This window comes from Streptomyces echinatus (assembly GCF_014203595.1).
In the GTDB taxonomy this organism is placed as follows: domain Bacteria; phylum Actinomycetota; class Actinomycetes; order Streptomycetales; family Streptomycetaceae; genus Streptomyces; species Streptomyces echinatus.
Map to the genome: position 1 here is coordinate 488,743 of NZ_JACHJK010000007.1, position 26,784 is coordinate 515,526.

At 72.8% G+C, this 26,784-nt stretch carries 30 protein-coding genes and 1 tRNA gene; 10 read left to right on the forward strand and 21 right to left on the reverse strand.

What is annotated here, in order from left to right:
- Nucleotides 1-21: 21 nt before the first annotated feature.
- From FHS34_RS22080 to FHS34_RS22090, 3 genes are all read right to left on the reverse strand, one after another.
- Nucleotides 22-843 carry a YceI family protein gene (locus tag FHS34_RS22080; protein ID WP_184968021.1) on the reverse strand — a complete coding sequence of 274 codons (822 nt, stop codon included), beginning with the start codon at nucleotides 841-843 and terminating at the stop codon, nucleotides 22-24.
- 104 nt (nucleotides 844-947) lie between these two features.
- Nucleotides 948-3,413, reverse strand: coding sequence for an MFS transporter (locus FHS34_RS22085; protein ID WP_505383586.1), 2,466 nt, complete (start codon nucleotides 3,411-3,413; stop codon nucleotides 948-950).
- 82 nt (nucleotides 3,414-3,495) lie between these two features.
- Nucleotides 3,496-3,990: a MarR family winged helix-turn-helix transcriptional regulator gene (locus tag FHS34_RS22090; protein ID WP_184968025.1), complete on the reverse strand. Its 495-nt coding sequence runs from the start codon at nucleotides 3,988-3,990 to the stop codon at nucleotides 3,496-3,498.
- 216 nt (nucleotides 3,991-4,206) lie between these two features.
- Here FHS34_RS22090 and FHS34_RS22095 point away from each other — a divergent pair, with 216 nt between their 5' ends.
- Complete coding sequence (locus FHS34_RS22095; RefSeq protein WP_184968027.1) at nucleotides 4,207-4,404, forward strand: hypothetical protein; 198 nt, start codon at nucleotides 4,207-4,209, stop codon at nucleotides 4,402-4,404.
- Between the two features lie 3 nt (nucleotides 4,405-4,407).
- Here the strand turns inward: FHS34_RS22095 and FHS34_RS22100 are convergent, their stop codons facing one another.
- The 10 genes from FHS34_RS22100 to FHS34_RS22145 form a co-directional block, all read right to left on the reverse strand.
- A complete protein-coding gene (locus tag FHS34_RS22100; protein WP_184968029.1) occupies nucleotides 4,408-5,205 on the reverse strand; it encodes a hypothetical protein in 798 nt (265 codons plus the stop codon).
- Nucleotides 5,206-5,380: 175 nt separating this feature from the next.
- Nucleotides 5,381-6,322 carry an RNA polymerase sigma factor SigF gene (locus FHS34_RS22105; protein WP_184968031.1) on the reverse strand — a complete coding sequence of 314 codons (942 nt, stop codon included), beginning with the start codon at nucleotides 6,320-6,322 and terminating at the stop codon, nucleotides 5,381-5,383.
- A 358-nt stretch (nucleotides 6,323-6,680) separates the two neighbouring features.
- Entirely contained in the window at nucleotides 6,681-7,517 is an 837-nt protein-coding gene (locus FHS34_RS22110) for an RNA polymerase sigma factor SigF (protein WP_225817471.1), read from the reverse strand.
- Between the two features lie 175 nt (nucleotides 7,518-7,692).
- Nucleotides 7,693-7,986 carry a Dabb family protein gene (locus tag FHS34_RS22115; protein WP_184968033.1) on the reverse strand — a complete coding sequence of 98 codons (294 nt, stop codon included), beginning with the start codon at nucleotides 7,984-7,986 and terminating at the stop codon, nucleotides 7,693-7,695.
- A gap of 10 nt (nucleotides 7,987-7,996) precedes the next feature.
- Nucleotides 7,997-8,176, reverse strand: a complete 180-nt coding sequence (locus FHS34_RS22120) for a hypothetical protein (protein WP_184968036.1) — start codon at nucleotides 8,174-8,176, stop codon at nucleotides 7,997-7,999.
- A 301-nt stretch (nucleotides 8,177-8,477) separates the two neighbouring features.
- Entirely contained in the window at nucleotides 8,478-9,047 is a 570-nt protein-coding gene (locus tag FHS34_RS22125) for a DUF4232 domain-containing protein (RefSeq protein WP_184968038.1), read from the reverse strand.
- A gap of 280 nt (nucleotides 9,048-9,327) precedes the next feature.
- Nucleotides 9,328-9,412 (reverse strand) — tRNA-Ser (locus tag FHS34_RS22130).
- 78 nt (nucleotides 9,413-9,490) lie between these two features.
- The gene (gene tadA / locus FHS34_RS22135; RefSeq protein WP_184968040.1) at nucleotides 9,491-9,922 is read right to left on the reverse strand and encodes a tRNA adenosine(34) deaminase TadA; all 432 of its coding nucleotides are present in this window, start codon (nucleotides 9,920-9,922) and stop codon (nucleotides 9,491-9,493) included.
- Between the two features lie 59 nt (nucleotides 9,923-9,981).
- A complete protein-coding gene (locus FHS34_RS22140; protein WP_184968137.1) occupies nucleotides 9,982-10,512 on the reverse strand; it encodes a tRNA adenosine deaminase-associated protein in 531 nt (176 codons plus the stop codon).
- Nucleotides 10,513-10,815: 303 nt separating this feature from the next.
- Nucleotides 10,816-11,061: a hypothetical protein gene (locus FHS34_RS22145; RefSeq protein ID WP_184968042.1), complete on the reverse strand. Its 246-nt coding sequence runs from the start codon at nucleotides 11,059-11,061 to the stop codon at nucleotides 10,816-10,818.
- Nucleotides 11,062-11,156: 95 nt separating this feature from the next.
- Between FHS34_RS22145 and upp the strand changes: the two genes are divergently transcribed.
- A complete protein-coding gene (gene upp / locus FHS34_RS22150; RefSeq protein ID WP_184968044.1) occupies nucleotides 11,157-11,792 on the forward strand; it encodes a uracil phosphoribosyltransferase in 636 nt (211 codons plus the stop codon).
- Nucleotides 11,793-11,936: 144 nt separating this feature from the next.
- Here upp and FHS34_RS22155 read toward each other — a convergent pair whose 3' ends face one another.
- The gene (locus FHS34_RS22155) at nucleotides 11,937-12,548 is read right to left on the reverse strand and encodes a LytR C-terminal domain-containing protein (RefSeq protein WP_184968139.1); all 612 of its coding nucleotides are present in this window, start codon (nucleotides 12,546-12,548) and stop codon (nucleotides 11,937-11,939) included.
- A gap of 122 nt (nucleotides 12,549-12,670) precedes the next feature.
- Complete coding sequence (locus FHS34_RS22160; RefSeq protein ID WP_004943146.1) at nucleotides 12,671-12,967, reverse strand: type II toxin-antitoxin system VapB family antitoxin; 297 nt, start codon at nucleotides 12,965-12,967, stop codon at nucleotides 12,671-12,673.
- A gap of 113 nt (nucleotides 12,968-13,080) precedes the next feature.
- Between FHS34_RS22160 and FHS34_RS22165 the strand changes: the two genes are divergently transcribed.
- Nucleotides 13,081-14,643: a helicase HerA-like domain-containing protein gene (locus FHS34_RS22165; protein WP_184968045.1), complete on the forward strand. Its 1,563-nt coding sequence runs from the start codon at nucleotides 13,081-13,083 to the stop codon at nucleotides 14,641-14,643.
- Nucleotides 14,644-14,663: 20 nt separating this feature from the next.
- On the opposite strand, the gene FHS34_RS43490 is transcribed toward FHS34_RS22165, so the two are convergent.
- The 5 genes from FHS34_RS43490 to FHS34_RS22185 form a co-directional block, all read right to left on the reverse strand.
- Nucleotides 14,664-14,789 carry a hypothetical protein gene (locus FHS34_RS43490; RefSeq protein ID WP_263978386.1) on the reverse strand — a complete coding sequence of 42 codons (126 nt, stop codon included), beginning with the start codon at nucleotides 14,787-14,789 and terminating at the stop codon, nucleotides 14,664-14,666.
- 56 nt (nucleotides 14,790-14,845) lie between these two features.
- Nucleotides 14,846-15,166, reverse strand: coding sequence for a hypothetical protein (locus FHS34_RS22170; RefSeq protein ID WP_184968047.1), 321 nt, complete (start codon nucleotides 15,164-15,166; stop codon nucleotides 14,846-14,848).
- Nucleotides 15,167-15,262: 96 nt separating this feature from the next.
- Nucleotides 15,263-15,958 carry an HdeD family acid-resistance protein gene (locus FHS34_RS22175; protein ID WP_184968049.1) on the reverse strand — a complete coding sequence of 232 codons (696 nt, stop codon included), beginning with the start codon at nucleotides 15,956-15,958 and terminating at the stop codon, nucleotides 15,263-15,265.
- A gap of 83 nt (nucleotides 15,959-16,041) precedes the next feature.
- On the reverse strand, nucleotides 16,042-16,629 hold the full coding sequence (locus FHS34_RS22180) for an HhH-GPD-type base excision DNA repair protein (protein WP_184968051.1): 588 nt from the start codon (nucleotides 16,627-16,629) through the stop codon (nucleotides 16,042-16,044).
- 229 nt (nucleotides 16,630-16,858) lie between these two features.
- Complete coding sequence (locus FHS34_RS22185) at nucleotides 16,859-17,581, reverse strand: siderophore-interacting protein (protein ID WP_184968053.1); 723 nt, start codon at nucleotides 17,579-17,581, stop codon at nucleotides 16,859-16,861.
- 78 nt (nucleotides 17,582-17,659) lie between these two features.
- On the opposite strand from FHS34_RS22185, the gene FHS34_RS22190 reads away from it, so the two are divergent.
- The 7 genes from FHS34_RS22190 (at nucleotide 17,660) to FHS34_RS22220 (ending at nucleotide 25,132) form a co-directional block, all read left to right on the forward strand.
- On the forward strand, nucleotides 17,660-20,047 hold the full coding sequence (locus FHS34_RS22190) for a penicillin acylase family protein (protein ID WP_184968055.1): 2,388 nt from the start codon (nucleotides 17,660-17,662) through the stop codon (nucleotides 20,045-20,047).
- Nucleotides 20,040-20,627 (forward strand): GNAT family N-acetyltransferase, encoded by a 588-nt coding sequence (locus FHS34_RS22195; RefSeq protein ID WP_184968057.1) that lies wholly within the window; start codon nucleotides 20,040-20,042, stop codon nucleotides 20,625-20,627. Before FHS34_RS22190 ends, FHS34_RS22195 begins: the two co-directional genes overlap by 8 nt.
- Nucleotides 20,624-21,088 carry a cupin domain-containing protein gene (locus FHS34_RS22200; protein WP_184968060.1) on the forward strand — a complete coding sequence of 155 codons (465 nt, stop codon included), beginning with the start codon at nucleotides 20,624-20,626 and terminating at the stop codon, nucleotides 21,086-21,088. Before FHS34_RS22195 ends, FHS34_RS22200 begins: the two co-directional genes overlap by 4 nt.
- The gene (locus FHS34_RS22205) at nucleotides 21,085-21,846 is read left to right on the forward strand and encodes an SDR family NAD(P)-dependent oxidoreductase (RefSeq protein ID WP_184968062.1); all 762 of its coding nucleotides are present in this window, start codon (nucleotides 21,085-21,087) and stop codon (nucleotides 21,844-21,846) included. Before FHS34_RS22200 ends, FHS34_RS22205 begins: the two co-directional genes overlap by 4 nt.
- Before the next feature lie 139 nt (nucleotides 21,847-21,985).
- Entirely contained in the window at nucleotides 21,986-23,743 is a 1,758-nt protein-coding gene (locus FHS34_RS22210; RefSeq protein ID WP_184968141.1) for a copper resistance CopC/CopD family protein, read from the forward strand.
- Nucleotides 23,744-23,885: 142 nt separating this feature from the next.
- The gene (locus FHS34_RS22215; RefSeq protein WP_184968064.1) at nucleotides 23,886-24,761 is read left to right on the forward strand and encodes a hypothetical protein; all 876 of its coding nucleotides are present in this window, start codon (nucleotides 23,886-23,888) and stop codon (nucleotides 24,759-24,761) included.
- Between the two features lie 35 nt (nucleotides 24,762-24,796).
- Nucleotides 24,797-25,132: a hypothetical protein gene (locus FHS34_RS22220; protein ID WP_184968066.1), complete on the forward strand. Its 336-nt coding sequence runs from the start codon at nucleotides 24,797-24,799 to the stop codon at nucleotides 25,130-25,132.
- Between the two features lie 459 nt (nucleotides 25,133-25,591).
- Here FHS34_RS22220 and FHS34_RS22225 read toward each other — a convergent pair whose 3' ends face one another.
- Nucleotides 25,592-26,410: a hypothetical protein gene (locus tag FHS34_RS22225; RefSeq protein WP_184968068.1), complete on the reverse strand. Its 819-nt coding sequence runs from the start codon at nucleotides 26,408-26,410 to the stop codon at nucleotides 25,592-25,594.
- Nucleotides 26,411-26,784 lie beyond the last annotated feature (374 nt).

A 26,784-nucleotide genomic window follows, 5' to 3' on the forward strand; every position in this document is an offset into this window, starting at 1 on the left:
CTGGGGCCGACCCTGTCGTGTCTACGCCTGGGGCAGCGTGTCGCCCTGTACCGCCTGGATGTCCAGTTCCACCTTCAGCGTGGTGCCGATGGCCGCGATGCCCGCCTGCAGCACCTGGTTGTAGTTCATCGCGAAGTCCTCGCGGTGCAGCTCGGCGGTGGCCCGGAACGCGGCCCTCGTCCCGCCCCAGGGGTCCGCGCCGGTGCCGAGGTAGGCGAGGTCCAGGTCCACCGGCCGTACGACCCCGTGCATGGACAGCTCGCCGTGCACCGTCCAGCGGTCGGAACCGGCGGGGGTCACCCCGGTGGAGCGGTAGGTGATCTCCGGGTGCCGCTCGACGTCGAGGAAGTCCCCGGACTTCAGATGCGTGTCGCGCATGCCGTTGCCCGTGTCGACGGACGCCGCCCGGATCACCGCCGCCACCCGGGACTTGGTGACGTCGTCGGGCGCGATCTCGATCGCCCCGCCGAACTCCGTGAACCGCCCGTGCACGCTGGAGATCCCCAGGTGCTGGGCGACCGCGGCGACGGAGGAGTGCGCCGGGTCGATGGTCCAGGGCCCGGGCGGCGGCAGCTCGGAGCCGCCCTGCCGGGCCAGCGTGACCGCGCCGACCTCGGCCCGGCCGCTCGCGGTGACGATCGCGCTGGACGCGGCGGGCGCGTACCCGACCGCCGTCACGATCACCGTGTACGCCCCCGGAGCCAGCTCGGTGGTGTCCCGTACGGCCCCCTCGGCGTCGGCCTCGGCGCGCAGCACCTGCGTACCGGTCATGTCGGTCACCGTGACGACCGCGTGCGACACGGCCCACCCGTCCCGGGTACGGATCTTCGCGGTCAGTCCCATCCCGTTTTCTCCCTGCAAAGTCTTACAAATTGGTCGTATGAGACCGGCCCGTGGCGGGCGCGCCCTCCGCTCAGGGCGCGCGCCGCCACGGGCCGGGGTGAGAACTACTCGCCGGGGTGGGCGAGTTCGATGTCGTGGCCGTCCGTTCCGGCGCCGGTCACGGTCAGCGCGGTGGCCACCGGCGGGTAGCCGGTCGCGATGAGGGTGTACTCACCGCCGTCCAGGTCGGTGAAGGCGTACGCCCCGTCCCCGCCGGTGGTGGCGGTGCCGACGACGTTGCCGGCCTGGTCGACCAGGGTCACCCGGGCGTCGGCCAGCGGGCCGTGCGGGGCCCGGACGACTCCCTGGAGCCGGGCGCCGGCGTCCAGGTCGACCTCGACGCGGGTGACGCCGGTGGCGCCGACCTCGACCGGCAGGGCACGCGGCCGGAACCCGCTCGCGTTGACCGCGACGGTGACCGTGCCCGGCACCAGGTCGGTGAGGGCGAAGTCGCCCTGCTCACCGGTGGCGGCGGTGGCCAGCAGGTCACCGCGCACATCGGTGACGATCACCATGGCGTCCTTGACCGGAAGCGCGCTCCCGGCCGCCCGGACGACGCCGGTCAGCCCGCTGGTGCCGCTGAGCAGGATGTCGTAGGCCAGCGGTTCCTCGCCCACCACGACGGTGGAGGCCTGCGGCTGGTAGCCGTCGGCGGAGGCGATCAGGACGTACGAGCCGGTGCCGGGGGCGTGCAGCGCGTAGGAACCGTCGGCCTGGGCGACCGAACGGCCCAGCTGGCGGCCGGACAGCGAGATCAGGGTGACCGCGGCCTGCGGGACCGGGGCGCTCTCGGCGCCGCGGACGAAGCCGTGCACCGGGGTGCCGCCGAAGGTGTCGCGCTCCGCCACCGTGGCGACGGCGGTCATCGGCTGGACGGCGGTGGCCACGGCCGTGCCGGTGTCGGACAGCGGGGCGGCGGCGACGGCGGCCGGGACCTGCTCGGCGGCCGGTGCCTGGGCCTCGGCGACGACGGGAGCGGCGGCCGGGTCGGTCAGGGGAGCCTCGCCCTCGGCGCTCTGCGCGAGCGCGCCCTTGGTCTTCAGCGGGACCTCCTTGATGAACAGCGTGATCAGGAAGGCGACGGCGGCCAGGAAGCCGGCGATGAGGAAGACGTCCGCGATCCCGTGGCCGTAGGCGCTCTCCAGCAGCGTCCGGATGGGGGCCGGCAGCGTGTCCATGTCCGGGATGCTGTCCGTGGACCCGGAGCCGCCGGCCAGGGCGGCCTGGTACTTGGGGCTGAGGGTGGAGACGCCGTCCTTGACGTAGTCGGTGATCCGGTGGGCCATCACGGCGCCGAGCGCCGAGACGCCGACCGCGCCACCGAGGGAACGGAAGAACGTGACCGTGGAGCTGGCCGAGCCGAGGTCGGAGGGCGCCACCTGGTTCTGCGTGGCGAGCACCAGGTTCTGCATCATCATGCCGATGCCGAGACCCAGCAGGGCCATCCAGATGGCCATCTTCCAGTAGTCGGTGTCGTACCGGATGCCGCCGAGCAGCAGCAGGCCGGCCGTGACCAGGACGCCACCGCTGACCAGCCACGCCTTCCAGCGGCCGGTGCGGGTGATGAACTGACCGGAGACGGTCGAGGAGACGAACAGACCGCCGATCATCGGGATGGTCATGACGCCCGACATGGTCGGGGACTTGTCGCGGGCCAGCTGGAAGTACTGGCTGAAGAACACCGTGCCGGTGAACATCGCGACACCGACGAACAGCGAGGCGAGCGACGCCAGAGTGATCGTGCGGTTCCGGAACAGACGCAGCGGGATGATCGGCTCGCTCGCCTTGGCCTCGACGAGCACGAACAGTGCGCCGAGGACGACCGAACCGCCGACCATGGCGTAGGTCTGCCAGGAGATCCAGTCGTACTTGTCGCCGGCGAAGGTGACCCAGATCAGCAGCAGGGAGACGGCGGCGGAGATGAGGGTCGCGCCGCCCCAGTCGACCTTGACCTCCCGCTTGACCACGGGCAGGTGCAGGGTCTTCTGCAGCACGATCAGCGCGATGATCGCGAAGGGGACGCCGACGTAGAAGCACCAGCGCCAGCCCAGCCAGGAGGTGTCGGTGATGACACCGCCGAGCAGCGGGCCGCCGACGGTGGCGACGGCGAAGGTGGCACCGAGGTAGCCGGAGTAACGGCCGCGCTCACGCGGAGAGATCATCGCCGCCATGACGATCTGCGCCAGGGCGGACAGACCGCCGACGCCGATGCCCTGCACCACACGGCACACGATCAGCATGCCGGGGTTCTGCGACAGACCGGCCGCCATGGAGGCGACCACGTAGATGACCAGGGCTATCTGGACGAGAGCCTTCTTGCTGTACAGGTCGGCGAGCTTGCCCCACAGGGGAGTGGCCGCGGTCATCGACAGCAGTGCGGCGGTGACGACCCAGGTGTAGGCGGACTGACCGCCGCCGAGGTCACCGATGATCTCCGGCAGGGCGTTGGAGACGATCGTGGACGACAGGATCGCCACGAACATGCCCAGCAGCAGGCCGGACAGGGCCTCCATGATCTGCCGGTGCGTCATCGGGGCGTGGCCTGTGCCTCCCCCGTGCTTGGCGTGAGCCCGCACACCGGCTGGTGTGGTCGTTGCCATGGGCTTCCTTTTCTTACGTGCTTGCGGGTGTACGGGTGGTCTCTTCGACTACGGGGGTGGGGAGCCGCAGCGGGGCGGACCGGCAGTCGCCGAAGCTGGCGCGCAGGCGCGTCATCAGCCGGATCAGCTGGCCGACCTCCTCGTCGGTCCAGTCCGCCAGCCGCTCGGCGAGCAGATGCGTGGTCCGCCGGGACAGCTCGTCGAGCTGCTCCAGACCCTCGGGCGTCAGGCGCAGGATGCGCGAGCGCTTGTCCGCGGGATCCGGGTGCCGCTCGATCCAGCCGCGTGCGGCGACATGCGCGACGTGCCGGCTGGTCACCGACATGTCCACGGCGAGCAGCTCAGCGAGCTTGCTCATGCGCATGTCGCCGTGGCGGCCGAGCAGGGTCAGCACGGCGGCCGAGCCGGCCGGGCAGTCGGGCGGCAGGATCCGCCCCATGTCCCGTTTCACGGCTCCGACGGCACTGAGCTGACGCGCCAGCTCTTCAAACTGCGGCCGCTCGGCCATCACACCTCCCGTATTCGTTGCTTGGGGCAACCATAGGGTTGTTTGGTTGCTGAAGGCAAACAAACAGGGGGTGGGTGGCGCAAAAACTTGGCAAAGGCAAGTATTGCGAACGTAAATATGCAGGTGAGGATGGGTGGTCTGCCCCGTCCGATCCGCTGCCGTCCCCCCGGGTCCCGGCTTGGGCCGCCCGGGGCCTCTTCGCTAAGGTCTCGGGGCATGGCTAACACCCAGGGCCCCCAGGGCAATTACGACCCCGCCGGCAGCACCCAGATGTTCCGCGCGTTCGTCGACGAGGCTCCCCAGGGGCGACAGCAGCAGCAGGCGGCCTCCTCCGGCCCCCGGGTCGGTCTGATCATCGGGGTCGTCGTGGTGCTCGCCGTGGTGGCCGGCGTGGCCTGGCTGGCGCTGAAGTAGCGGTCAGTCCCACACGACGGAGACGTCCCGCGTCTCGATGTGCATGCCGAGCGGCACCCGCCAGGCGTCGACGCACACCGTCCACACGGGGCTCCTGCGCGCGCCCGGCGGGAGCGGCACCGGAAGCGCCACGGTCGACTCGACCGTTCCCCAGTCGATGCCGAGCCCGCCGATGATGTGCGTCCCGAACGTCACCGCGCCCGAACGCACCCGCGTGCCGCCCGAGTTGCGGAAACCGACGGTCACCTGCTGGCACCAGCGCTTGTCGGTGTCCTCGGTCACCGGGTCGCCCCAGGACAGGGCGGCCGGCGTGGCGGGTGTCGTACGGCTCGGAGCCGGGCTGGGCGAGGCGGGCGGTGGTGTCGTACGGCCGTCCCCACCGCCACCGGGCTCCGGGGTGCCCGGGGCGGGGTCCTCCGGGGGCCGGGCGGGCGTCTGCGGAGCGGCCGGTTCCGGCGTGCCGTCGTGCCCGGGGCCGTGGGACACCGCCGGACCCGTCGTGCCGTCCGGTCCCGTCACACTGTCCGGCCCCGTCGCGCCCGCCGGAGCCGTCGGGGAGCCGGCTGGGCGCGGGGCGTCCCCGCGCGTGCCGTCCCTCTTCGCCCCGTCCAGCGGCACCAGGCTCACCGGCGCCGTCGGCACCACGGCCGTCGGACCGCTCCGGCCCGCGCCGACCGCGGTGTAGCCGCCCGAGCCGCCGCCCCCGCACGCGGCCAGCACCCCGCCCAGACAGACGACGGCCGCCGACGCTGCCGTAACGGCGCCTCGGCGGCCACGAGTCCCTGTCGTCGTACGAAGCATCCCGCCATGGTGGCTGACGCTCCGTCAGATGTGAACCCCGTGCGCGGACCGCGGGAGGGGCGGCGCCCCGTAACGGGTGCGGGGAACCGCGCGACCAGCTACGACGGTGCCGCGGCCGCCTGACGCCCGACGCGTCAGGCGCACGTCCCGGCCGCGGCTCCTCCCCGCGGAGTGCTCAGTCGGAGATCAGTCCGTCGCGCAGCTGGGCCAGCGTCCGGGTCAGCAGCCGGGAGACGTGCATCTGGGAGATGCCGACCTCCTCGCCGATCTGTGACTGGGTCATGTTGGCGAAGAAGCGCAGCATGATGATCCGCCGTTCCCGGGGCGGGAGTTTGGCCAGCAGGGGCTTGAGGGACTCGCGGTACTCCACGCCCTCCAGGGCCGTGTCCTCGTAGCCGAGCCGGTCGGCCAGGGAGCCCTCGCCGCCGTCGTCCTCGGGGGCCGGGCTGTCGAGGGAGGAGGCGGTGTAGGCGTTGCCGACCGCGAGGCCGTCGACCACGTCCTCCTCGGAGACGCCGAGCACGGCGGCCAGCTCCGTCACCGTGGGAGAGCGGTCCAGCTTCTGGGACAGCTCGTCGCTGGCCTTGGTGAGGGCCAGGCGCAGCTCCTGGAGCCGGCGCGGGACGCGCACGGACCACGAGGTGTCACGGAAGAAGCGCTTGATCTCGCCCACGACCGTCGGCATCGCGAAGGTCGGGAACTCCACGCCCCGTTCGCAGTCGAACCGGTCGATCGCCTTGATCAGGCCGATGGTGCCGACCTGGACGATGTCCTCCATCGGCTCGTTGCGTGAGCGGAAGCGCGCGGCCGCGTACCGGACCAGCGGCAGGTTCAGCTCGATCAGGGTGTCCCGGACGTAGGCCCGCTCGGGGCTGTCCTCGTCCAGCGCGGCCAGGCGCAGGAACAGCGACCGGGACAGGGTGCGGGTGTCGAGGTTCGCCGCGGGCTGCGGGGCCGGGAGAGCTTCGGCGGCCGGGCCGGCGGCCGGGGACGGCACGGCTTCGAGGGCCGTGACGCCCTCGAAGCCGTCGAGGACGTCGAGAGCGTCGAGCTCCTTGGGCGCTGCCTCGCTCATCGTGGGCGTCAGCACCTTCGAGCTGCCCTGGTCTGCGGACATGCCACCCCCTTTGGGTCGCGGGACGGTCGCGGCGGCGCTGACTTTCGAGCAACGCAGCCTTCACCTGAATACCGGAGCCGGAGCCACGGCAAACGCGCTTCCCGCAGAATGTCACATGTCGGCAACGCGCTGTACCGACATGTCGACACGCAGGTTGCGAATCCGCCCTGGAAAGAAGGGGTCTGACGGTTATTCGGGCCGCAACTGTCGGCATCGGCCCTGGTGAGCGATTCGCCCGCGCCGGTTACCGATCGATCGGGTTTGCGATGCAGTGCTGTTCGGGCCGTGCTTCCGTGCGCCCGCTATGCATCGGCCGAACGCCTTGTGTGCTTCGGCTCCGCGCACGCAATGCCCGGGACTACGCGTCGATCCGATTCGCGGAGCGCAGCCGCTGGAAGCTACGGGCGAGTAGTCGCGAGACATGCATCTGGGAGACGCCGAGTTCCGCGCTGATCTGTGACTGGGTCAGATTGCTGTAGTAGCGCAGGAGAAGGATTCGCTGTTCGCGCTCGGGGAGTTGGACGAGGAGATGGCGGACCAGGTCGCGGTGTTCCACGCCGTCCAGGGCCGGGTCCTCGTAGCCGATCCGGTCCAGCAGGCCGGGCAGTCCGTCGCCCTCCTGGGCGGCCTCCAGCGAGGTGGCGTGGTAGGAGCGCCCCGCCTCGATGCAGCTGAGCACCTCGTCCTCGCCGATCCGGAGCCGTTCGGCGATCTCCGCGGTGGACGGCGAGCGGCCGTAGAGCGTGGTCAGGTCCTCGGTGGCGCTGTTGACCTGCACCCACAGCTCGTGCAGCCGGCGCGGGACGTGGACCGTGCGGACGTTGTCGCGGAAGTAGCGCTTGATCTCGCCGACGACGGTGGGCATCGCGAAGGTCGGGAACTGCACGCCCCGGTCGGGGTCGAAGCGGTCGATGGCGTTGATCAGGCCGATGGTGCCGACCTGGATGACGTCCTCCATCGGTTCGTTGCGGGAACGGAAGCGGGCGGCGGCGTAGCGTACGAGCGGGAGGTTCGCCTCGATCAGCGCTCCCCGTACCCGGTTGTGCTCCGGCGTGCCGGGGGTGAGCTGCTTCAGCTCGGTGAACAGCACCTGGGTGAGTGCCCGGGTGTCAGCACCGCGGCGCTTCTCGGGGGCCGGCGGGGGCGGGGCTGCCGCCTCGTCCTGAGGCGGCGCAGTACTGGCCGACACGGTCAACGCCACCTCTTCGTCCGTCAATCATCCGTCAAAAGCGGTCATAGCATCACAAGACATGTGCACTGTGTGCAAGCACCGCATTACACCGTGTTGTCGCCAAACTCCAACAAGTTGAGGCGTATAACAGACGAAAGCCCCCCACCGGAACGGTGAGGGGTTGTGGGGAGTGCGCGGCTCAGATCTCGTAGTCGGCGATCACCCAGGTGGCGAACTCGCGCCAGAGCGCGACGCCCGCCTGGTGGGCCGGGTGCTCCAGATAGCGCTTGAGAGCGTCGGCGTCCTCGACGGCCGAGTTGATCGCGTAGTCGTAGGCGATCGGCCGGTCGCTGATGTTCCAGGCGCACTCCCAGGAACGCAGCTCCTCGATCTGGTCGCCGAGGGCCCGGAAGGCCTCCACGCCGGCCACGACCCGCGGATCGTCGCGCTCGACGCCCTCGTTGAGCTTGAAGAGGACCAGGTGGCGGATCATGCGGTGTACCTCAGCTCTTTCCTCCGTTGGCGACCCAGGTCATGAAGTCGCCGATGGCCCTGGCCGCGTCCGATATGCCCTCGAAGCCTATCTGGACGTAGTCGGCCGCCTTGGCCGGGTCGGTGATGATCACGTACAGCGCGAAGACCACGAGCACGTACACGGCGATCTTCTTGGCGTTCACCGTCACCGCGGCCTCCCCACGTCGCTGACTGCTCAGAGCGTTGTTGATAATCGCACAGAGGCTCGCGTCCGACGGATGGGGGCGTGCGGCGGGTCGGGCTCCCGGCGGCCCGGACCCGGGAGGCGCCCGTGACTCCGGAGGAACCCCGCACGACGCGCGGCCGCAGACACCCCGCCCGGAACGGCGAGAAGGGCCCCGTCCGGTGGACGGGGCCCTTCTCATCTGCGGTGGCGGAGGGATCCGAACCCTCGGTGACTTGCGCGTTGTGCTCGTCGTGCAGGCCGCTCGATTCGTGGGGACGGTGGGGTCAGGAAGGCTTGACCGCCGAGACCGGGGTGGCGGTCACCTTGTTGTCGCACTCGGCCCACCACCCGTCGTTCAGGGCGACCTGGTGCTTCCCGGAGCGCGGCAGCCCGATGACCATCGTCGGATACGCCACCGGGTCCTTGCCCGACACGCAGTAGCCGTCGGCCTCCCCCTGGACCTGGACGAAGGTCAGCTTCACCCACGCCTTGCCGTGCGGGCGGACCGTCACGGTGGCCGCCCTGCCGGTGGGGGTGACCTTGAGCGGGGTGTTGTGGGCGGGGGAGCCGTTGCCGGCGCCCGCGACCGTCGGATGGCCCTTCAGGACGCACGTCTTCCGGGAGACGTTGGTGAACTGCACGACTGCTGCCCCGGTCCCGGTCCCGACGGGCCGGTGGGCGGCCTGCCAGGCGCTGACCTGGAGGGCGGAGGCCGGGCAGGCCGGCGGCGGGGTGGAGGTGGTGGTGCTCGCCGCCATGGCGGTGCCGGGCAGGATGCCGGTCACCGCCGCCGCGACGGCCGTGACCGCCGTCGTCGCCAGAGCCGCCCTGCGAATGCCGTTGCTGTGCCGCATGCTGTCGTCCCCCTGAGTCGTCTCGTCCGCGGGTTTCGGTCGTCGGTCGTTGCCCCGCGGTACGTGTGGTCGTGGTACGTGAGTACAGACAGGGCGGGAGAGCGGCAGGGTTCCGTGCGGGACCACTTGTGACGGAACGGTGACGACAGGCCGCACCCGTGCAGATGGCCGACACGGCAGATGTGGCGTTGTCGGCCATGCGCCGGACCGACTGAGACGGGAACGGGGGCGGAAGCCGAAGGGGCGCCCGGTTCGATGAACCGGGCGCCCCTTCTCTCTGCGGTAGCGGAGGGATTTGAACCCTCGGTGACTTGCGCCACACTCGCTTTCGAGGCGAGCTCCTTCGGCCGCTCGGACACGCTACCGAGGGAGACCCTACAGCACAGTGGGGCGTGCTTCGAAATCGATGACCGGGGAGCCGGAACCGGCCCGGCGGCGGTTCCTCAGCGGTCCCGGAAGAAGTCCGTGAGCAGCCCGGCGCACTCCGCCGCGAGAACACCTTCGACGACCTCGGGCCGGTGGTTGAGCCGCCGGTCGCGGACCACGTCCCACAGGGAGCCGGCCGCGCCCGCCTTGTCGTCCCGGGCGCCGTAGACCACCCGGTCCACCCGGGACTGGACGAGCGCGCCCGCGCACATCGTGCACGGCTCCAGGGTCACGACGAGGGTGCAGCCGGTCAGCCGCCACTCGCCGGTCACGGCCGCCGCCCGCCGGATCGCGAGCACCTCCGCGTGGGCCGTGGGATCACCGGTGGCCTCGCGCTCGTTGTGCCCGGCACCGAGCACCGTCGTACCGTCCGGGGACAGTACGACGGCGCCGACGGGGACGTCTCCGCCCCGGACGGCGAGCTCGGCCTGGTCCAGGGCGAGCCGCATCGCGGCACGCCAGCGGTCACGGACCGGGTCCGGTGTGTCCCGCGGGTCCCGTGGCGTGGTCAGCGGACGGTCTCCAGGACCTCCGAGGCGCCCAGCGCCTCGGCGATCGTGCCCAGCGCGTCCTCGGCGTCCAGGGCGCGCAGCTCCTTCTCGCCGATGCCGAGGTCATCGAGGATCTCGCTGTCGCCCACCGGGCTGTGCGGCACCGCGTCGGCGCCGACGGCGACTTCCTCGTCGTCCTCGGACTCACCGTCCTCCGTGCCGTCGAGGTCCAGGGAGTCCAGGTCCGGGCCGTCGTCCGAGCCGGGCTCCCGGCCGAGCAGTTCGTCGGTGAGCAGCAGCTCCCCGTACGCGCTGCGCTGGGCGGCGGCGGCGTCCGAGACGTAGATGCGAGGGTCGTCCTCGCCGTCCACGCGGACGACTCCGAACCAGGAGTCCTCCTGCTCGATCAGGACGAGCACCGTGTCCTCGTCGGGAGAGGCTTCCCGGGCCAGGTCGGCCAGATCCGACAGGGTCTCCACATCGTCCAGCTCTGTGTCGCTCGCTTCCCACCCGTCTTCGGTGCGCGCGAGCAGTGCGGCGAAGTACACCGTGACTCTCCCACTGGTCATAGGCGTGCCGGTTGGGGGTCCCCCCGGCGGAGGTACGTGGGCGGAGAGAGCCTGGGCTCCGAGCCCCACCCACTCGGAATCGTGGCAGAAACAAGGCGTCCAGGGGACGTCTTCGGCTCCCTGTGTCTGGCTGTTTCGATCGCGGATCCGCGAACGGCTCAGCAGCGCACTCATTGCCGCCACCTGCGGATCGTACGCGGCTTTTCCCCGCGCCCACGCACGTCCACGTCCCCAACACCGCTGCGGACGTGGATCTTCCGCGCCGGGCACGGTTCCGCGGAGTTACCAGCGGAACGTCCGCATACGCATCGCGTGGCGCAGCCGGGCCGCCTTGGCGCGCCGGGGCTGGACCCGGTCGCGCAGCTCCCGGGCCTCGGCGAGATCGCGCAGGAACTGGGCGCGCCGTCGGCGGCGCTCGGTCTCGCTCTCGGGTTTGTCGGGATCCTTCCTCGCGGCCCTCGCCGCGGGGCCGGCCGCGTCGGCGGTGGGCCCGGAGGCGTCCGCGGGGAGGTCAGGCAGGTCAGACACGTCACACCACCCCAAGTCCGTCCCTCCCACCTTCCCCGGACGGCCGGTTTGACGCCAGGGCGAGGGCGACTCGTGACGCAGGTACCGTTAGGGGCATGCGTCTCCATGTCGTCGACCACCCCCTGGTCGCCCACAAGCTCACCACGCTGCGCGACCAGCGCACCGACTCCGCGACCTTCCGGCGGCTCGCCGACGAGCTGGTCACCCTGCTCGCCTACGAGGCCACGCGGGACGTGCGCACCGAGGCCGTCGACATCCGGACGCCGGTCGCCTCGACCACGGGCGTCAAGCTCGCCCGCCCCCGTCCGCTGGTGGTGCCGATCCTGCGCGCCGGCCTCGGCATGCTGGACGGCATGGTCCGGCTCCTGCCGACCGCCGAGGTGGGATTCCTCGGCATGATCCGCAACGAGGAGACGCTGCAGGCGTCCACGTACGCCTCGCGCATGCCGGAGGACCTCTCGGGCCGCCAGGTGTACGTCCTCGACCCGATGCTGGCCACGGGCGGCACCCTGGTCGCGGCGATCCAGGAGCTGATCAAGCGCGGCGCGGACGACGTGACGGCCGTGGTGCTGCTCGCCGCTCCGGAGGGCGTCGAGGTCATGGAGCGCGAGCTGGCGGGGACGCCGGTGACGGTCGTGACGGCGGCGGTGGACGACCACCTGAACGAGCACGGCTACATCATCCCGGGCCTCGGCGACGCGGGGGACCGGCTCTACGGATCCGCCGAGTAGGCACCGCGCCCACCGGGCGCGGCCCGGTCTCCGTCCGGAGCGCGGGCCGGCCCCGGACGGTCGTGCCCCGGAGGCGAAGACGCGTCCGGGCAGGACTCCGCTCATCCGCCCCGGTACGGCCCCGATTCTCCCCGGGGCCGCCGCTCAGCAGCCCTTCTTCGTGACCGCCGGCTGTCCGGGTGCGGTCAGGGACGTCAGCGCCTGATCGGCGGCCGCCTGCCGGGTGAGGCCCTTGAAGCCGTCCCCGATGATCAGGTCGAGGTCGGCGCCCTTGCGGCCGTCGGCGCGCACGGGCGCACCGGCGAGCTGGGTGCCGAGCACCCGGAGCGAGGAGTCCTGCGCGGCGGGGGAGCCGAGGAGCAGCCCCGTGCCCTTGACCTTCTGGTCGTAGTCCTTGGCCGCGTTGCCCACGGAGCCGATCCTGAAGCCGCGCTTGCGCAGCTCGTCCGCGGTCTTCTTGGCGAGCCCGGTGCGCTTGGTGGCGTTGAAGACGTTCACGGTGATCCGGCCGGGCTTCGGCAGGACCTTCACCTGGGCCGCCGGGGCCGGTTCGGCCTTGGTCCGGCAGTCCGCCGCATGGCCGGCCACCGTGGGGTTGTCGCCGCCGTCGAAGACGTCGATGAGCTGCAGGGTGCCCCAGCCGATCAGACCGAGCACGGCGACGGAGGCCACTGCGGCGGCCACGAGCCTGCCGCGTCGGCGAGGCGGACGCATCCGCGGGTATTTGTCCCCCGTGATCCGGTACTGGCCGCCCATGCCCGGGGGAGTCAGCATGCTCATGAACGCAGCGTAGTGCGCCCGAGCGGCAATGCCTATCAGATGATCAGCCGATGCCGCTCAGCGGAACCCGAAAGGGCCAACCGCCGTGTCGCGCCGGGTCAGTCGAGTTCGAGCACGCGCGCGTGCAGCACCTGGCGCTGCTGGAGGGCGGCGCGGACCGCGCGGTGCAGGCCGTCCTCCAGGTACAGGTCGCCCTGCCACTTCACGACGTGTGCGAAGAGGTCGCCGTAGAACGTCGAGTCCTCCGCCAGCAGGGTCTCCAGGTCGAGCTGCTGCTTGGTGGTCACGAGCTGATCGAGGCGGACCGGGCGCGGCGCGACGTCCGCCCACTGCCGGGTGCTTTCCCGGCCGTGGTCGGGGTACGGCCGGCCGTTTCCGATGCGCTTGAAGATCACACGGAAAGCCTACCGGTCAAGACGTTCCGGGCGCAGCCATGGCGGCGGAGTGCGACGCTTGAAAAGATGGAGCAAAACGGGCATACGGGCTACTACGGGAACAGAGGCCGGGGATGAGCGACAGTGAGACCGTGCCTCCCGCGGCCCCCGGGGGAGCCGGCGCCCTGCCCGCTCCGGCGCAGAAGATCGCCTCCGGTTACGCCTTCACCGGCCCCGCGCTCGAGCTCGGCGCCCTCCTGTGGGACGGGCGGTGCCACGCCGGCGCGCCGGTCCGTGTCCCGCTGGCCGTGCTCAACCGGCACGGCCTGGTCGCGGGCGCCACCGGCACCGGCAAGACCAAGACCCTCCAGCTGATCGCCGAGCAGCTGTCCGCGCAGGGCGTGCCGGTGTTCCTCGCGGACATCAAGGGCGACCTGTCCGGCATCGCGCGGCCGGGGCAGGAGAACGACCGGGTGCGGGGGCGCTCCGGCGAGGTCGGCCAGGAGTGGACCCCGGCCGGCTTCCCGGCGGAGTTCCTCGCGCTCGGCGGCCTCGGCCACGGCATCCCCGTGCGGGCCACCGTCACCAGCTTCGGCCCGGTGCTGCTGGCCAAGGTGCTCCGGCTGAACCAGACCCAGGAGCAGTCCCTCGGCCTGATCTTCCACTACGCCGACACCAAGGGCCTGGAGCTGATCGACCTCAAGGACCTCAGGGCGGTGGTCGCCTTCCTCACCTCCGACGAGGGCAAGGGCGAGCTGAGGAACATCGGCGGCCTCTCCACCGCCACGGCCGGGGTGATCCTGCGCTCGCTCACGGCCTTCGAGGCACAGGGCATGGCGGACTTCTTCGGCGAGCCCGAGTTCGACACGGCGGACCTCCTGCGCACGGCGGCGGACGGCCGGGGGATCGTCTCGGTCCTCGAACTCCCCTCGGTGCAGGACCGACCGCTGCTGTTCTCCACCTTCCTGATGTGGCTGCTCGCCGACCTCTTCCACGACCTGCCCGAGGTCGGCGACGTCGACAAGCCCAGGCTGGTGTTCTTCTTCGACGAGGCGCACCTGCTGTTCGACGACGCCTCCAAGGCGTTCCTGGAGTCCATCACGCAGACGGTGCGGCTGATCCGTTCCAAGGGCGTCGGCGTCTTCTTCGTCACCCAGACCCCGAAGGACGTGCCCGGCGAGGTCCTCGGCCAGCTCGGCAACCGCGTCCAGCACGCCCTGCGCGCCTTCACCCCGGACGACCAGAAGGCGCTGACGGCGACCGTGCGGACCTTCCCGAAGTCGGCGTACGACCTGGAGGAACTGCTCACCGGCCTGGGCACCGGCGAGGCCGTGGTGACCGTGCTCGGCGAGACCGGGGCGCCGACCCCGGTGGCCGCCACCCGGCTGCGCGCCCCGGAGTCCCTGATGGGCCCGGTCGACGCCGCCGAACTGGACCGGGCGGTCCGCGGCTCCTCGCTCCACGGCCGTTATGCACAGGCTGTGGACCGGGAATCCGCGTACGAGAGGCTGAGCGCCGCCCGGCCGCCGGAAGCGGTGCGGACACCGAAGCCCACGGAGGCGGCACGGGACGAGCCGTCCCTGGTCGAACAGGTCGTCGGCAGCGGGATGTTCAGGTCCCTGGCCCGCTCGGTCGGCACCCAGCTCGGCCGGGAGATCACCCGCTCCCTGTTCGGCACCGCCCGGCGGAGACGGTAGCCCGCCCCCGCCGGGTCCGCTCAGCGGTCCCGGTCCCGCGGTTCCCGCGGCTGCTGCGGGGTCCGCTGATCCGGCTTGGGCGCCGTACCGCGCCTGGCCTCCGCGCGCAGCAGGGCGCGCAGGACGGCGTAGGGATCCTTGGGCATGGCTGTGGTGCTCCTTGCGTCGAGCCGACTGACCTTCGCGGGGGGACGCGGGTCTGTCAGCAGCGCAGGACCACCGTGCGCGGCCGGGGCGGGGCGGACGGCGCCCGCGGCGCGGCGGGGATCGGGCGAGCCGCCGGGCGGGCGGGTGCCGGGTCGGTGCGGGGGGCGAGGCGCTCGGGCGCGTCGGCCCGGTGGACGGAGCGGGCGGGCGGCCTGAGGGGCGTGTCGAGGACGTCGTGCCCGTCGGTCTCGGCGGCCACGGCGAGTCCCGGCACCGCCTGGGCCGGGACCTGGGCGCCGGGCACCCACAGGGCGAGGAGCAGCGCGAGGACCCGTAGCCAGGGGTGGCTCCGGGCTGTGCTCCTGCTCCTGCTCACGACGTCTGTTTTCCCGGGGCGCGGGGTGGGGGCAGCACGCCGGGTGCGAGATCCGCCCGCTCGGCGTACCCGTGGTCACGCGAGGTTGACGGCGGGTCAGACCGTCCGCGGCACCCGGCGCGCCCGGCCGCGGATACGGATGGCGGTGACGATCTCCACGATCCCCACCGCGACCAGCCAGACCCCGCCGACGAGGGTCAGCACCGCGATCGACACGAACGGCGAGTCGATGAGCACGATCCCGGCGATGAAGGTGAGGATCCCGAGGAAGATCTGCCAGCCGCGGGCGGGCGCGCGGGAGTCGTGCACGGCGGCCAGGGTCTGGGTGATGCCGCGGAACAGCCAGCCGATGCCGATCCACAGGGCGAGCAGCAGGATCGACTGCATGGGCCCGCGGAAACAGAGCAGGCCGAGCAGGATCGACAGCGCGCCGCTGATGAAGGCCAGCACGCGCAACGAGGTCGCCTGGTGGGTGCCGAAGGCGGACACCAGCTGGAGGATGCCGCTGTAGAGCAGGTAGAGGCCGAAGAGCACACCGACGGCGAGCAGGGACGCGTCGGGCCAGACCAGCACCAGGACACCGAGCACCAGGGAGCCGATCCCGGTGCCCAGGACGACCTGCCAGGTGGCCCGGGACAGGGCGTGCAGCGGGCCTTCGAGCGGCGGCTCCGGCTCGTGGTGGCCGCGGGCCGGCTCGGCCGCGGGGTGACCGCCGGGCGGCGCCGCCTCGTGGACCCGCCGGTCGTCGGACGCGCGGTCCCGGTCCGGGCCGCTGCTGGGTATGTCGCTCATGCCCCATGCTGGGACCGGCCGGACGGCGGCAGCCACCGGGGTGGGCCGAGCGGGTGACGCGCGGTCCCCTCCGGCGGGTGCCGCTACTTCTGCTTCGCCGCCTTGGCGGCCGCCTTCATCTCCTGCTTGTGCGCGCGCACCTTGGCCAGCGACTCGGGGCCGGTGATGTCGGCGACGGACCGGAAGGACTCCGGCTCGCCGTAGGCCCCGGCGGCCTCCCGCCAGCCCGTGGGGGCGACCCCGAGCTGCTTGCCGAGCAGGGCCAGGAAGATCTGCGCCTTCTGCTTGCCGAACCCCGGCAGGTCCTCCAGCCGCCGCAGCAGTTCGGTCCCGCTGCCGACGCCCCGCCAGACCGCCTCCGCGTCCCCGTCGTAGTGCTCGACGAGGTACTGGCACAGCTGCTGGATCCGCTTCGCCATCGAGCCCGGGTAGCGGTGCACGGCGGGCTTTTCGGAGAGCAGAGCGGCGAACCCCTCCGGATCCATCACCGCGATCTCGTGCGCGTCGAGGTCCTCCGCGCCGAGCCGGTCGGCGATGGTCCGGGGGCCCTTGAACGCCCACTCCATCGGGACCTGCTGGTCCAGCAGCATCCCGGTGAGCGCGGCGAGCGGGGAGCGCCCGAGCAGCGCGTCGGCCGGGGGGTCCTGGGCGAGGTGCAGGGTGACGTCCATGCGTCGATGATCCCGCGCCCCGGCCCGCCCCGCCCGCCAGGCCCGGGCATGCCCGCTCCGCCTCCCGGTCCGCGGCCGCCTCGTCCGTCCGCCTCCGGGCTGCCCGCCCCCGGGTTCACGCTCATCCCGTCTCACGGCTCCCCCGGGTCCGCGGCCGCCCGGTCCGTCCGCCCCCGGGTTCACCGCTCACCCCGGCTCACGGCTCACCCTGTTCGTCCGCTCCGTCCGCTCAGTCCGCGCGCCAGTACCCCAGGGCGTGCACCCGCTGCTTCGGCACGCCCAGGTCCCTGCGGACGTAGGCCGCGAGCGTGCGGGTGGTCGCCGTGTCGCAGGCGATCCAGACGTAGGGGTCGGGGGTGCCGGCGAGGACGGCGGGCAGTTCGGCGCGGACGCGTTCCACCAGGTGGGCGCCGTCGTCCCGGCGGGGCACCGGCCGTATCTCGTGCCGGCCGGCCGCGGTCCGGCTGGGCAGCCCCGCCGGCTCCCCCTCGAACCAGACGGTGGCCGGGGCGGAACCCAGGGCGCCGAGCAGGGAGTTGATCGCGGGCAGCGAGGCCGGGTCACCGATCGCGACGAGATGGGAGGGCGCCGGGTCGGGGTCCCGGAAGCCGGTGCCCTGGACGGTGGCCTCGACGGTGTCGCCGGGCCGCGCGGCCCGGGCCCAGTCGGACGCCACGCCCTCGTGCAGGGCGAACTCCAGGCCGAAGGTGCCGGTGGCCGGGTCGGGGTCGACCAGGGTGTAGGCGCGCTGATGCGGCCGGCCGCCGTCGGAGAACCACAGGCGTACCCACATCGTGGGGTGGACGCCGGCCGCGGCGAGCAGTCCGCCGTCGTCCAGCCGGATCCGCCGGTAGTGCGGGGTCACGTCCTCGGTGTCGAGGACGGTCAGCGCGAAGTCCTTCGCACGCATCAGTCTGAGGACCGCGCCTTCCCAGCCCCGCCCCTGCCCCATGACTCCTCCATCGGTCGCGTACGATTCCGCCACGGATAACTTAGGCAAGGCTAACCTAAAGCACAGGGGGTTCCCGGGGTGACCATCGAGATCTACCGCGACGCCTGGGGAATTCCCCATCTGCGCGCCTCCGACGCCCGCGAACTCGCCCACGCCCAGGGCCGGGTCACCGCCCACGACCGGGCCTGGCAACTGGAGGTCGAGCGCCACCGCGCCCAGGGCACCTCCGCGTCCTTCCTCGGCGCCGAGGCCCTGTCGTGGGACGTCTTCGCCCGGCGGGCCCGGCTCGACGACACCGCCCGCCGCTGCTTCGCCGCGCTGGAACGCCGGGACCCGGAGACGGCCGCGTGGGTGCGGGCGTACACCGACGGCGTCAACGAGGGGCTGGCCGCCGGGGCCCGCCGCGCCCCCGAGTTCGCCCGCACCGCTCTGGCCCCCGGCCACTGGCAGCCCTGGACGCCGCTCGGGGTGTGGCTCGGCACGCACATCCTCTTCGCCGGTTTCCCGGCCAAGCTCTGGCGCGAGCAGGCGATCCGGCACCTCGGCCCCGAGGCGGTCGGCCTGTTCGCCACCGACGGCCCCGGCACGGCCGGCAGCAACGGCTGGCTGGTCACCGGCGAGCGCACCGCCGGCGGTCACGCCCTCCTCGCCGGCGACCCGCACCGTTTCATCGAGGACCCCGGCGTCTACCAGCAGATCCGCCTGGCCTGCCCCGAGTTCGACGTGGTCGGCCTGGCCGTGCCCGGTGTCCCCGGCATCGCCCACTTCGGCCACACCGGCACGGCCGCCTGGGCCATCACCAACGCCATGGCCGACTACCAGGACCTCTACCGGGAGCGGCTGCGGCGCACCGGCGCGGGCATCGAGGCCCTCGGCCCGGACGGCACCTGGCACCGGGCCGCCCGCCATACGGAGACCGTCCGGATCGCGGGCGAACCCCCGCTGGAGATCGAGGTGGTGGAAACGGAACGGGGCCCGGTCATCGCCGGAGGCCCCGAAGGCCTGGAGTCCTCCCGGCCCCGGGTCCCGGCGGCCCACCTGCCGACCACGGAGCCGGCACGGCTCACGGCGGACCGCACACCAAGCCCGGTTCCCTCCGCGACGCGAACCCCGGCGGGCCGTGCGGCCGACGCCTCCGCGCACGGTCCGGAGGCCGCCGACGGCGGCGACGCCGTGCCGGGGCCACCCGCAGCCGGCGACGAGAGCCGCACGGGTGGTGCGGGTGGGAAACACCTCGGTGGCGACGGCGAAGCCGAGGCGCTGGCCCTCCGCTACCCACCCCGCGTGACGGAAGACCTCGGCTTCAGCGCCCTCCTCCCCCTCCTCCGCGCCCGCGGCGTCGCCGACATCGACAGGGCCCTGGACGCCTGGACCGAGCCGGTCAACGTCGTCCAGGCCGCCGACACCGCCGGAGGCACCCTGCACCGCGTCGCCGGCAAGGTCCCCGTCCGCGCCGAGGCCAACCGCCTCCACCCGGTCGCCGCATGGGAACCCGGCCACGACTGGCACGGCACGCACGAGACGCCGTACGCCGAACCGGCCGACGGCATCGCGGTGATGGCCAACGCCCGCGGCCTGGCCACCCCGCTCGGCGTCGAGTTCGCCCCGCCCCACCGCGCCGCCCGCATCCGCGCCCTGCTCGACGCCCGCCGCACCTGGACCGCCGACGGCATGTCAGCGATCCACACCGACACCCACCTGGGTTCCGCCGCACCCCTGCTGGACCACCTCGCCGCCCTCACCGGCCTCACCCCCGCCGCCGCGGACCTGCGCGACCGCCTGCTCGCCTGGGACCGCCACATGGCGGCGGACAGCACCGAGGCGGCCGCCTACGCGGCGGTGCGCGGCGCGGTCGTCCGGCGACTCGCCGCGCACCCGGTCTTCGCCCCGCTCACCGAGCCCCCGGCCTACCCGGAGGTCCTGCTGCCCTGGCTGGCCCTCGTCCCGCGCGTCGGCTTCGCCCTCGAACACCTCCTGCGCGCCGAGGACGCGTACGGCATCGACCGCGCGGCAGCCGTCCGTACCGCCCTGGAGGAGGTGGCCGCCGCGCCGCCCGCCCGCCCCTGGGCCGCCACCCACCGTCTGGCCCCCTGGAAGGCGCTGCCGGACGAGCCGCACACCACGCCGGACGGAGCCGCCGCACCCGGTCTCGCCGGCGACCACGACTGCGTGCTCTGCACCTCGGCCGTCCCCGGCCTCACCGACCGCGCCGCACGGGGCCCGGCCGCCCGCTACGTCTGGGACCTGGCCGACCGCGACAACAGCCGCTGGGTGGTCCCCTTCGGCGCCGACGGCGTACCCGGCGCCGCCCACCACCGCGACCAGCTCCCGCTGTGGCTCACGGGAGAACTGGCCCCGGTGGTCACCGACTGGTCCCTGCTCACCCCCGAACCGACCGAACCGGCCGAACCGGCCGAACCCGCCGAGCCGACCCCCGCCGAATCCACCGAGGGAACCCATGACTGACCTGCACGTCCAGCACATCGACGGCTACGGCACCGTCCGCATACGCCCCCTCGACCCGGAGGGCGACGCGGACGTGGTGCACGCCTGGGTGAGAGAGGAACGCGCCGCGTTCTGGGGCATGAACGGCCTCACCAGGGACCAGGTCGCCGAGATCTACGCCCATATGGCCACGCTCGACACCCACCACGCCCATCTGGTCACCAAGGACGGCGGGCCGGCCGCCCTCTTCCAGACGTACGAGCCGTCCGCCGACCGGGTCGGCGAGTGCTACGACGTCCGCCCCGGCGACCTCGGCGTGCACCTCCTCCTCGCCCCCGCCGGCCCGGAAGGCCCGCACCACGGCTGGACGTGCGCCCTGCTGACGGTGCTGACGACGTACGTGCTGCGGGGCCTGGGCCGCCAACGGGTCGTGGTCGACCCGGACGTGCGCAACGTCAGGGCGATCACCCGCTTCGAACGCCAGGGCTTCTGCCGCGGCCCCGTCGTCGTGCTGCCCGAGGTCGATCTGCCGGACGTGTACCTGCCGGAGAAGCACGCTCAACTGGCCTTCCTGGAACGGGCGGTAGCCTTCCCCGAGTGACGACGCCCGAAGAGCTGATCGCTGTCCACGGCCTCGAACCCATCCCCCGCGAGGGCGGCCTGTTCCGGCGCACCTGGACCGGCCCCGAACGGCCCGACGGCCGCCCCGAGGGCTCCGCCATCGTCGCGCTGCTCACCGCGGGCGACTTCTCGGCCCTGCACCGCCTGCCCTTCGACGAGGTCTGGCACTTCTACCTCGGCGACCCGCTCCACCTGCTGCTCCTCGCCCCCGACGGCACCACCAGCACCGCCGTCCTCGGCCCCGGCCCGCACCCACAGCTCGTCGTGCCGGCCCGCACCTGGATGGGCGCGCGGGTGGCGCCGGGCGGCGCGTGGGCCTTCTTCGGCTGCACCATGGCCCCCGGATTCACCTACGCGGACTACGAACACGGGAACGCGGCCGAGCTCACGGCGCGTTACCCGGCCGAGGCCGCCCTGATCGGGGAACTGTGCCGCCCATGACCCTGCTCGACGGACAGACCGCCCTGGTGACCGGCGCGGGCGGCGGCATCGGCCGCGCCATCGCCCTGCGCTTCGCGGCACAGGGCGCGGCGGTGGCCGTCCACTGCCGCACGGCCGTCGCCGCGGCCACCGACGTGGCCGACCGGATCCGGCGGGAAGGCGGCCGGGCGGTCGTCCTCCAGGCGGACCTGACGGACGAGGCCGCCTGTCACCGCCTGGTCGAGGAGACGACGGCCTGGTCGGCCGGCCGCCTCACGGCCCTCGTCAACAACGCGGCCGTACAGCCCGTCCAGCCGCTCGCCGGCATGACGGCGGACGACTGGCGCACGGTCGTCGACACCGACCTCACCAGCGTCTTCGCCTGTACCCAGGCCGCCGTGGCCCGGATGCGCGGCCACGGCGGCGGCACCATCACCCACATCGCCTCCATCGAGGCCGGCCACCCCGCCCCCGGCCACGCCCACTACGGCGCCGCCAAGGCGGCGGTGGTCATGCACGCCCGCGCGGCGGCCCTGGAGTACGGCTCCGACGGCATCCGCGTGAACACCGTCTCGCCCGGCCTGATCGACCGGCCCGGCCTGGCCGGGTCCTGGCCGGACGGCGTACGGCGATGGCTCGCCGCGGCCCCCGCCGGGCGCCTCGGCCGCCCCGAGGACGTCGCCGACGCCTGCGTCTTCCTGGCCTCCCCGCTCGCCTCCTGGATCACCGGCCACGACCTCGTGGTGGACGGCGGGGTGACGGCCCGGCCGACCTGGTGAGCACACGGGCCGTTTCCCGCGTACCTGTGGGGAGGCCCTGTCACGGAGCACGGGGGGACGGAGGCTGAGAGTGCTGCGCCACGGAGACCGAGGACCGCGACGGGCACACCGGTCCGCACGGCTTCTCAGGGCCGTGCTCCTGCTCCTGCCCGTCCTGCTGTCCGGCCTGGTCCTCGGCACGGCCGCCCCCGCCTCGGCGCACGCCGTGGTGCGCGCGACGGACCCCGCCGACGGAACCGTCCTGCGCACCGCGCCGCGCCAGGTGACCCTCACCTTCACCGAGTCGGTCGGCCTGCTGACCGACTCCTTCCGGGTCTACGACCCCGGCAACCACCGCGTGCGCACCGGCCCCGCCGGCCACGCCGCCGGCCGCTCCGACACGGCCCGCGTCACCCTCCCCGCCAAGCTCGCCACCGGCACCTACACGGTCGCCTGGCGGGTGGTCTCGGCCGACAGCCACCCGGTGTCCGGCGCCCTCACCTTCTCGGTGCGCGAACGCACCGCCGCACCGGCCGCCCCGCCGTCCGAACAGACCGAGAACCCGGCGACCACGGCCCTGAACAGCATCGCGCGCTACCTCGCCTACCTCTCCCTGGCCCTGCTCCTGGGCACGGCCGCGTTCGTGGCCTACTGCCGCCCCCCGACGACGGCCCACCTGCGCACCCCCGCCCTGGCCGCCGCGGCCGTGCTGACCGCCGCCACGGCCGGCCTCTACCTCCTGCGGGCGCCGTACGAGGAAGGCACCTCCCCGGCGACGGCCCTCGCCCTCTCCTCCCTCACCCGCACGGCGACGACCCGCCCCGGACTGCTGCTCCTGGCCCGCCTGGTGCTGCTGCTCCTGGCGGCGGCCTGCGCGGGCCTGCTGAGAACCCGCCGCGTACGGCTCCCGCGTCGCGCCACCCTCGCGGCGGCCGCGGTCCTCGCCGTCGCCCTCTCGCTGACCTGGTCCGCGTCCGACCACGCCTCGGCGGGCATCCAGGTCCCGGCGGCGCTCGTCTCCTCGACCCTGCACCTGCTCGCCATGGCCGCCTGGCTGGGCGGACTGGCCGCCCTCCTGTGGACGCTGCGGCGCTCCGCGGCACCGGCCGGCCTGCCGGCCTCGGTACCGGCCCGCTTCTCCCGTCTGGCCCTCGCCTCGGTGACGGTCCTGGTCGTGACCGGCGTCTACCAGTCCTGGCGGGGCCTCGGCTCCTGGCAGGCGCTGACGGACACCACGTACGGCCGCACCCTGCTCGCCAAACTCGCGGCGGTCGCCGCACTCCTGCTCGCGGCGGCCTGCTCCCGTACCTGGACCACCCGCCTGGCCCGGGCGGCCGCCCCGGTCCGCGCCCGTGTCCCGGAACCGGCCACGGGCCCCCCGCTCCCCCCGGAACCCCCGCCGGCCGGCCGCGCCCCCGTCACCGCCGTGCACCTCCTGCGCCGCTCCGTCCTGGCGGAGGCGGTGGCCGCGCTGCTGGTGCTCGCCCTGACCACGCTCCTGACCAGCACCGTGCCCGGCCGTGCCGCGACGGAGTCCGCACGGCCGGCCGCCGCGCCGGTGGTGGCCGGCATCCCCACGGCGTCCGTCATCACGATCCCCTTCGACTCCGGCGCCCCGGGCGGCCGGGGCAGGGTCCAGATCACCCTGGACCCGGGCCGGGTCGGCGGCACCTCCGTCCAGGCGGTGGTCTACGGCCCCGACGGCGGCTTCGCCTCGGTCCCCGAACTCCGCGTCACCCTGACGCTCCCGGCCCAGCGCCTGGGCCCCCTGGACACGAGGGTCACGGACCGCGGCGGCTACTGGGCCGCCGACTCCTTCACCCTCCCCGTGCCCGGCACCTGGACCCTGAAGGCGACGGTCCGTGTCTCGGACGTGGACCAGGTCACAGTGTCGGCGCCGGTACGGGTGACCCGGTAGGCCCCGGCTCCGGCGCGGCCGTCGGCTGCTCCGGGGGGCGGGTCCGCTCCACGCGGCGGGTGGCGGGCCGTCCGGGTGAGGCCTCCTCGGCGCCCGGGTGCGCCGCCGTCCGGCCCGGCCGCGCGCGCAGCACAGTGCCGCTATGTTGATCTCCCATCTCGCGCTCGTCTCCCTCACCGAGGCCACGCGGATCAGCGCGTCGGGACTGAGCCGGGTGGCCGCCGCGCTCCAGAAGCAGGCCACCCGTGACTTCGGGCCCATCTGGCAGGTCACCGCGACCGTGGACGCCTTCGACCGCCTGGAGGACGTGCCCGTCGGATACTGGCCGCTGATCGTGGTGGACGACGTCCCCGATGCCGCCGGGTTCCACCTGGACGAGAACGGGCAGCCCTTCTCACTGATCGAATTCAGCGACAGCTGGTCGCTGACCGCGAGCCACGAGATGCTCGAAATGCTCGCCGACCCGCTGGGGGACCGCCTGGTCGCGGGCAGGTCACCGCACCCCGAGCAGGGCGTGGTGGAGTTCCTCGTCGAGGTCGCCGACCCCTCGGAGGCCGCCGAATTCGGCTACACCGTCAACGGCATGCTCGTCTCCGACTTCTTCACCCCGCGCTTCTACGACCCCGTCGTGTCCGACGGCGTGCGCTACAGCTTCGGCGGACACATCAAGGAGCCGCGCCAGATCCTGCGCGGCGGCTATCTCACCTGGCGCGACCCGGTCACCGACGACTGGTGGCAGCAGACCTGGTTCTCCGGCGACCGGCCGGAATTCCGCAAGCTCGGACGTCTCAACGGCTCCTCGATCCGCGCGGCTGTCGACGCCAGGACCAAGACCGTGAGCCGTATCGCACGCGATGCGCCGGAGGCCGAGAGCTTCACGGCCGCCCGCGAGCTCGTCGCGCAGGCCAAGGAGTCCACGCGGGCCCGCGCCGAGGCGTGGCGACGCCAGATCGACCGGCTCAGGAGCGCCGACCCGCTGGCCGATGCCTGGGCGGGCGGCGAGGAGGACAATGCCTGACAGAGCCTTCTGCCGTCTGGCCCGGGGAGGTCGCGATGGACGCCGAGGACAGGCACGACACCGGCGGTGACCGGGCCCGGGAGCGGAACGCGGCCCCGGGGCCGGAAGAGAAGACGGTCCCGGCCCCGGAGGAGAACACGGTCCCGGGCCGGGAGGAGGACACGGACCCGGCCCGGGAGCGGGAGCGCCGACGCGAGGCCGATGAACTGCGGCGGCGCGTGGCCGCGCTCGCGCACGAGCCGCCGCGGAGCCTGCGGGAGGCCGTGCACCGCGCCGCGCGCAGGCGCACGGCGGACGACACCGGCCGGGATCCCGCGGCCGGGACGCGTGGCCGCCCCGCGGAACCGGGCGACCCGGCGGACACTCCGTAGCGCTTCCCCGCCCCGTTTCCGCCCTGGAACGCCAGAGGGCCGGGCCGCTTTCGCGGTCCGGCCCTCTGGGCTGGCGGAGGATACGAGATTCGAACTCGTGAGGGGTTGCCCCCACCACGCTTTCCAAGTCTGTTGGTGCCTCGCGGGGTGGAGTGCAGTGCTGTTCACCTGCGTTCATGGGCGGGTGAGTGCTGGGACGACCCTCGCGGATGGTCCTGCCTGAACGGCGGTGAACCACGCTGTATGAGACGAAAACTGAGACGGCCTGGCGCAGGGCCAGACCGTCTTCACCCGCTGTGGCCCTCTGATCCGTAGCTCTATGTGGATCGGTCGGTGAGGGGCATACCGGTCGGGCTACGTCCTTTCGAGGTCGTCACCGGACGGGGCGGTTGCTGTGGTTGCGTACTTCGCTGCTGTACCGCCACCGGCCTTGCCAGGGGTGCCGACGGGACGCGGGGGTCAACTGCAGCCGGGAACGGGGGTGCCGGCACAGTTTTCCGGGATGTTGTTGCGCACCCTGGAGTTGTCCAGCGTCACCGAGCCGCCGTTGTTGAAGATGCCGCCGCCGCTGCCAGAGCCCCCGTTCGAGGTGTTGCGCTCCACCGCGGAGTTTCTCAGCGTCTCCGTGCCGCCGTTGTCGTAGATGCCGCCGCCTGCGCTGTTCGCGATGTTGTTGCGCACGGCGGAGCGGTCCAGCGTCAGCACGCTGCCGCCGCTGTTGTAGATGCCGCCGCCTTGGTCGGCGGTGTTGTTGCGCACCGTGGAGACGCTCAGCGTCAGCGTGCCGAAGCTGTCGTTGATAACGCCGCCGCCGAAGGTGGCGGTGTTGTTGCGCAGCGTGGAGACGTTCACCGTCAGGGTGCCGAGGTTGTAGATGCCGCCCCCGAAGGTGGCGGTGTTGTTGCGCACCGTGGAGCGGTTCAGCGTCAGCACGCTGCCGGAGGCGATGTTGATGCCGCCGCCGAGGGTGCCATTGCCGCCGGTGATGGTCAGGGCGGTCAGCTGCACCTGGACGGGTCCGGAGATCGTCACAGTGGTACCGGTCTGGGTGCCGTCGAGGATCGCGCGTCCCTGGCCGATCAGGGTCAGGTCCTTGTTGATGGTGAAGTTGCCGGTGCATGTCCCCCTCACCAGCAGCGTGTCCCCCGGCGTAGCGGCTACGATCGCGGGCTGCAGGGCTGCGGGGTTGTTGTTGCAGTTCACCACTGTGTTCTGGGCAGCCGTCGCCGCCCCCGCCCCGGCCAGGCCGGCCGCCCCCGCCATCGACGCCACCGCCACCGCCGACCCCCACCGGCGCCACATCTGCCGGGCTGCTCGCATCAACATCCAGCTCCTCCTTCACTGTGACAGGGCAGGCCCGATGCCTTGCCTGCTGTCGTTCCTGGGTAAGGGCGGGTGAATGCCCACGCATGAATCAAGGGATGCCCTGTTGGACGGGAGGCGGCCTGCGCGTCCCCTGAACGGCTGGGGATGATGACCGGTATGGCCCACAGGCGGCGGTAAGCGGGGTGCGAGGTCGGTGGAACGGCTTTGGGCTCGCGCCAAAGTGGCTGCCTCAGAGGTCGTTCTCTTTCCGAACCTCACGTGCGGTTTCCGCTGGTCCGGCATGAGATGGCGGCTGGCACGGAAGTCTCGGTCCGTTGCTGACCGAG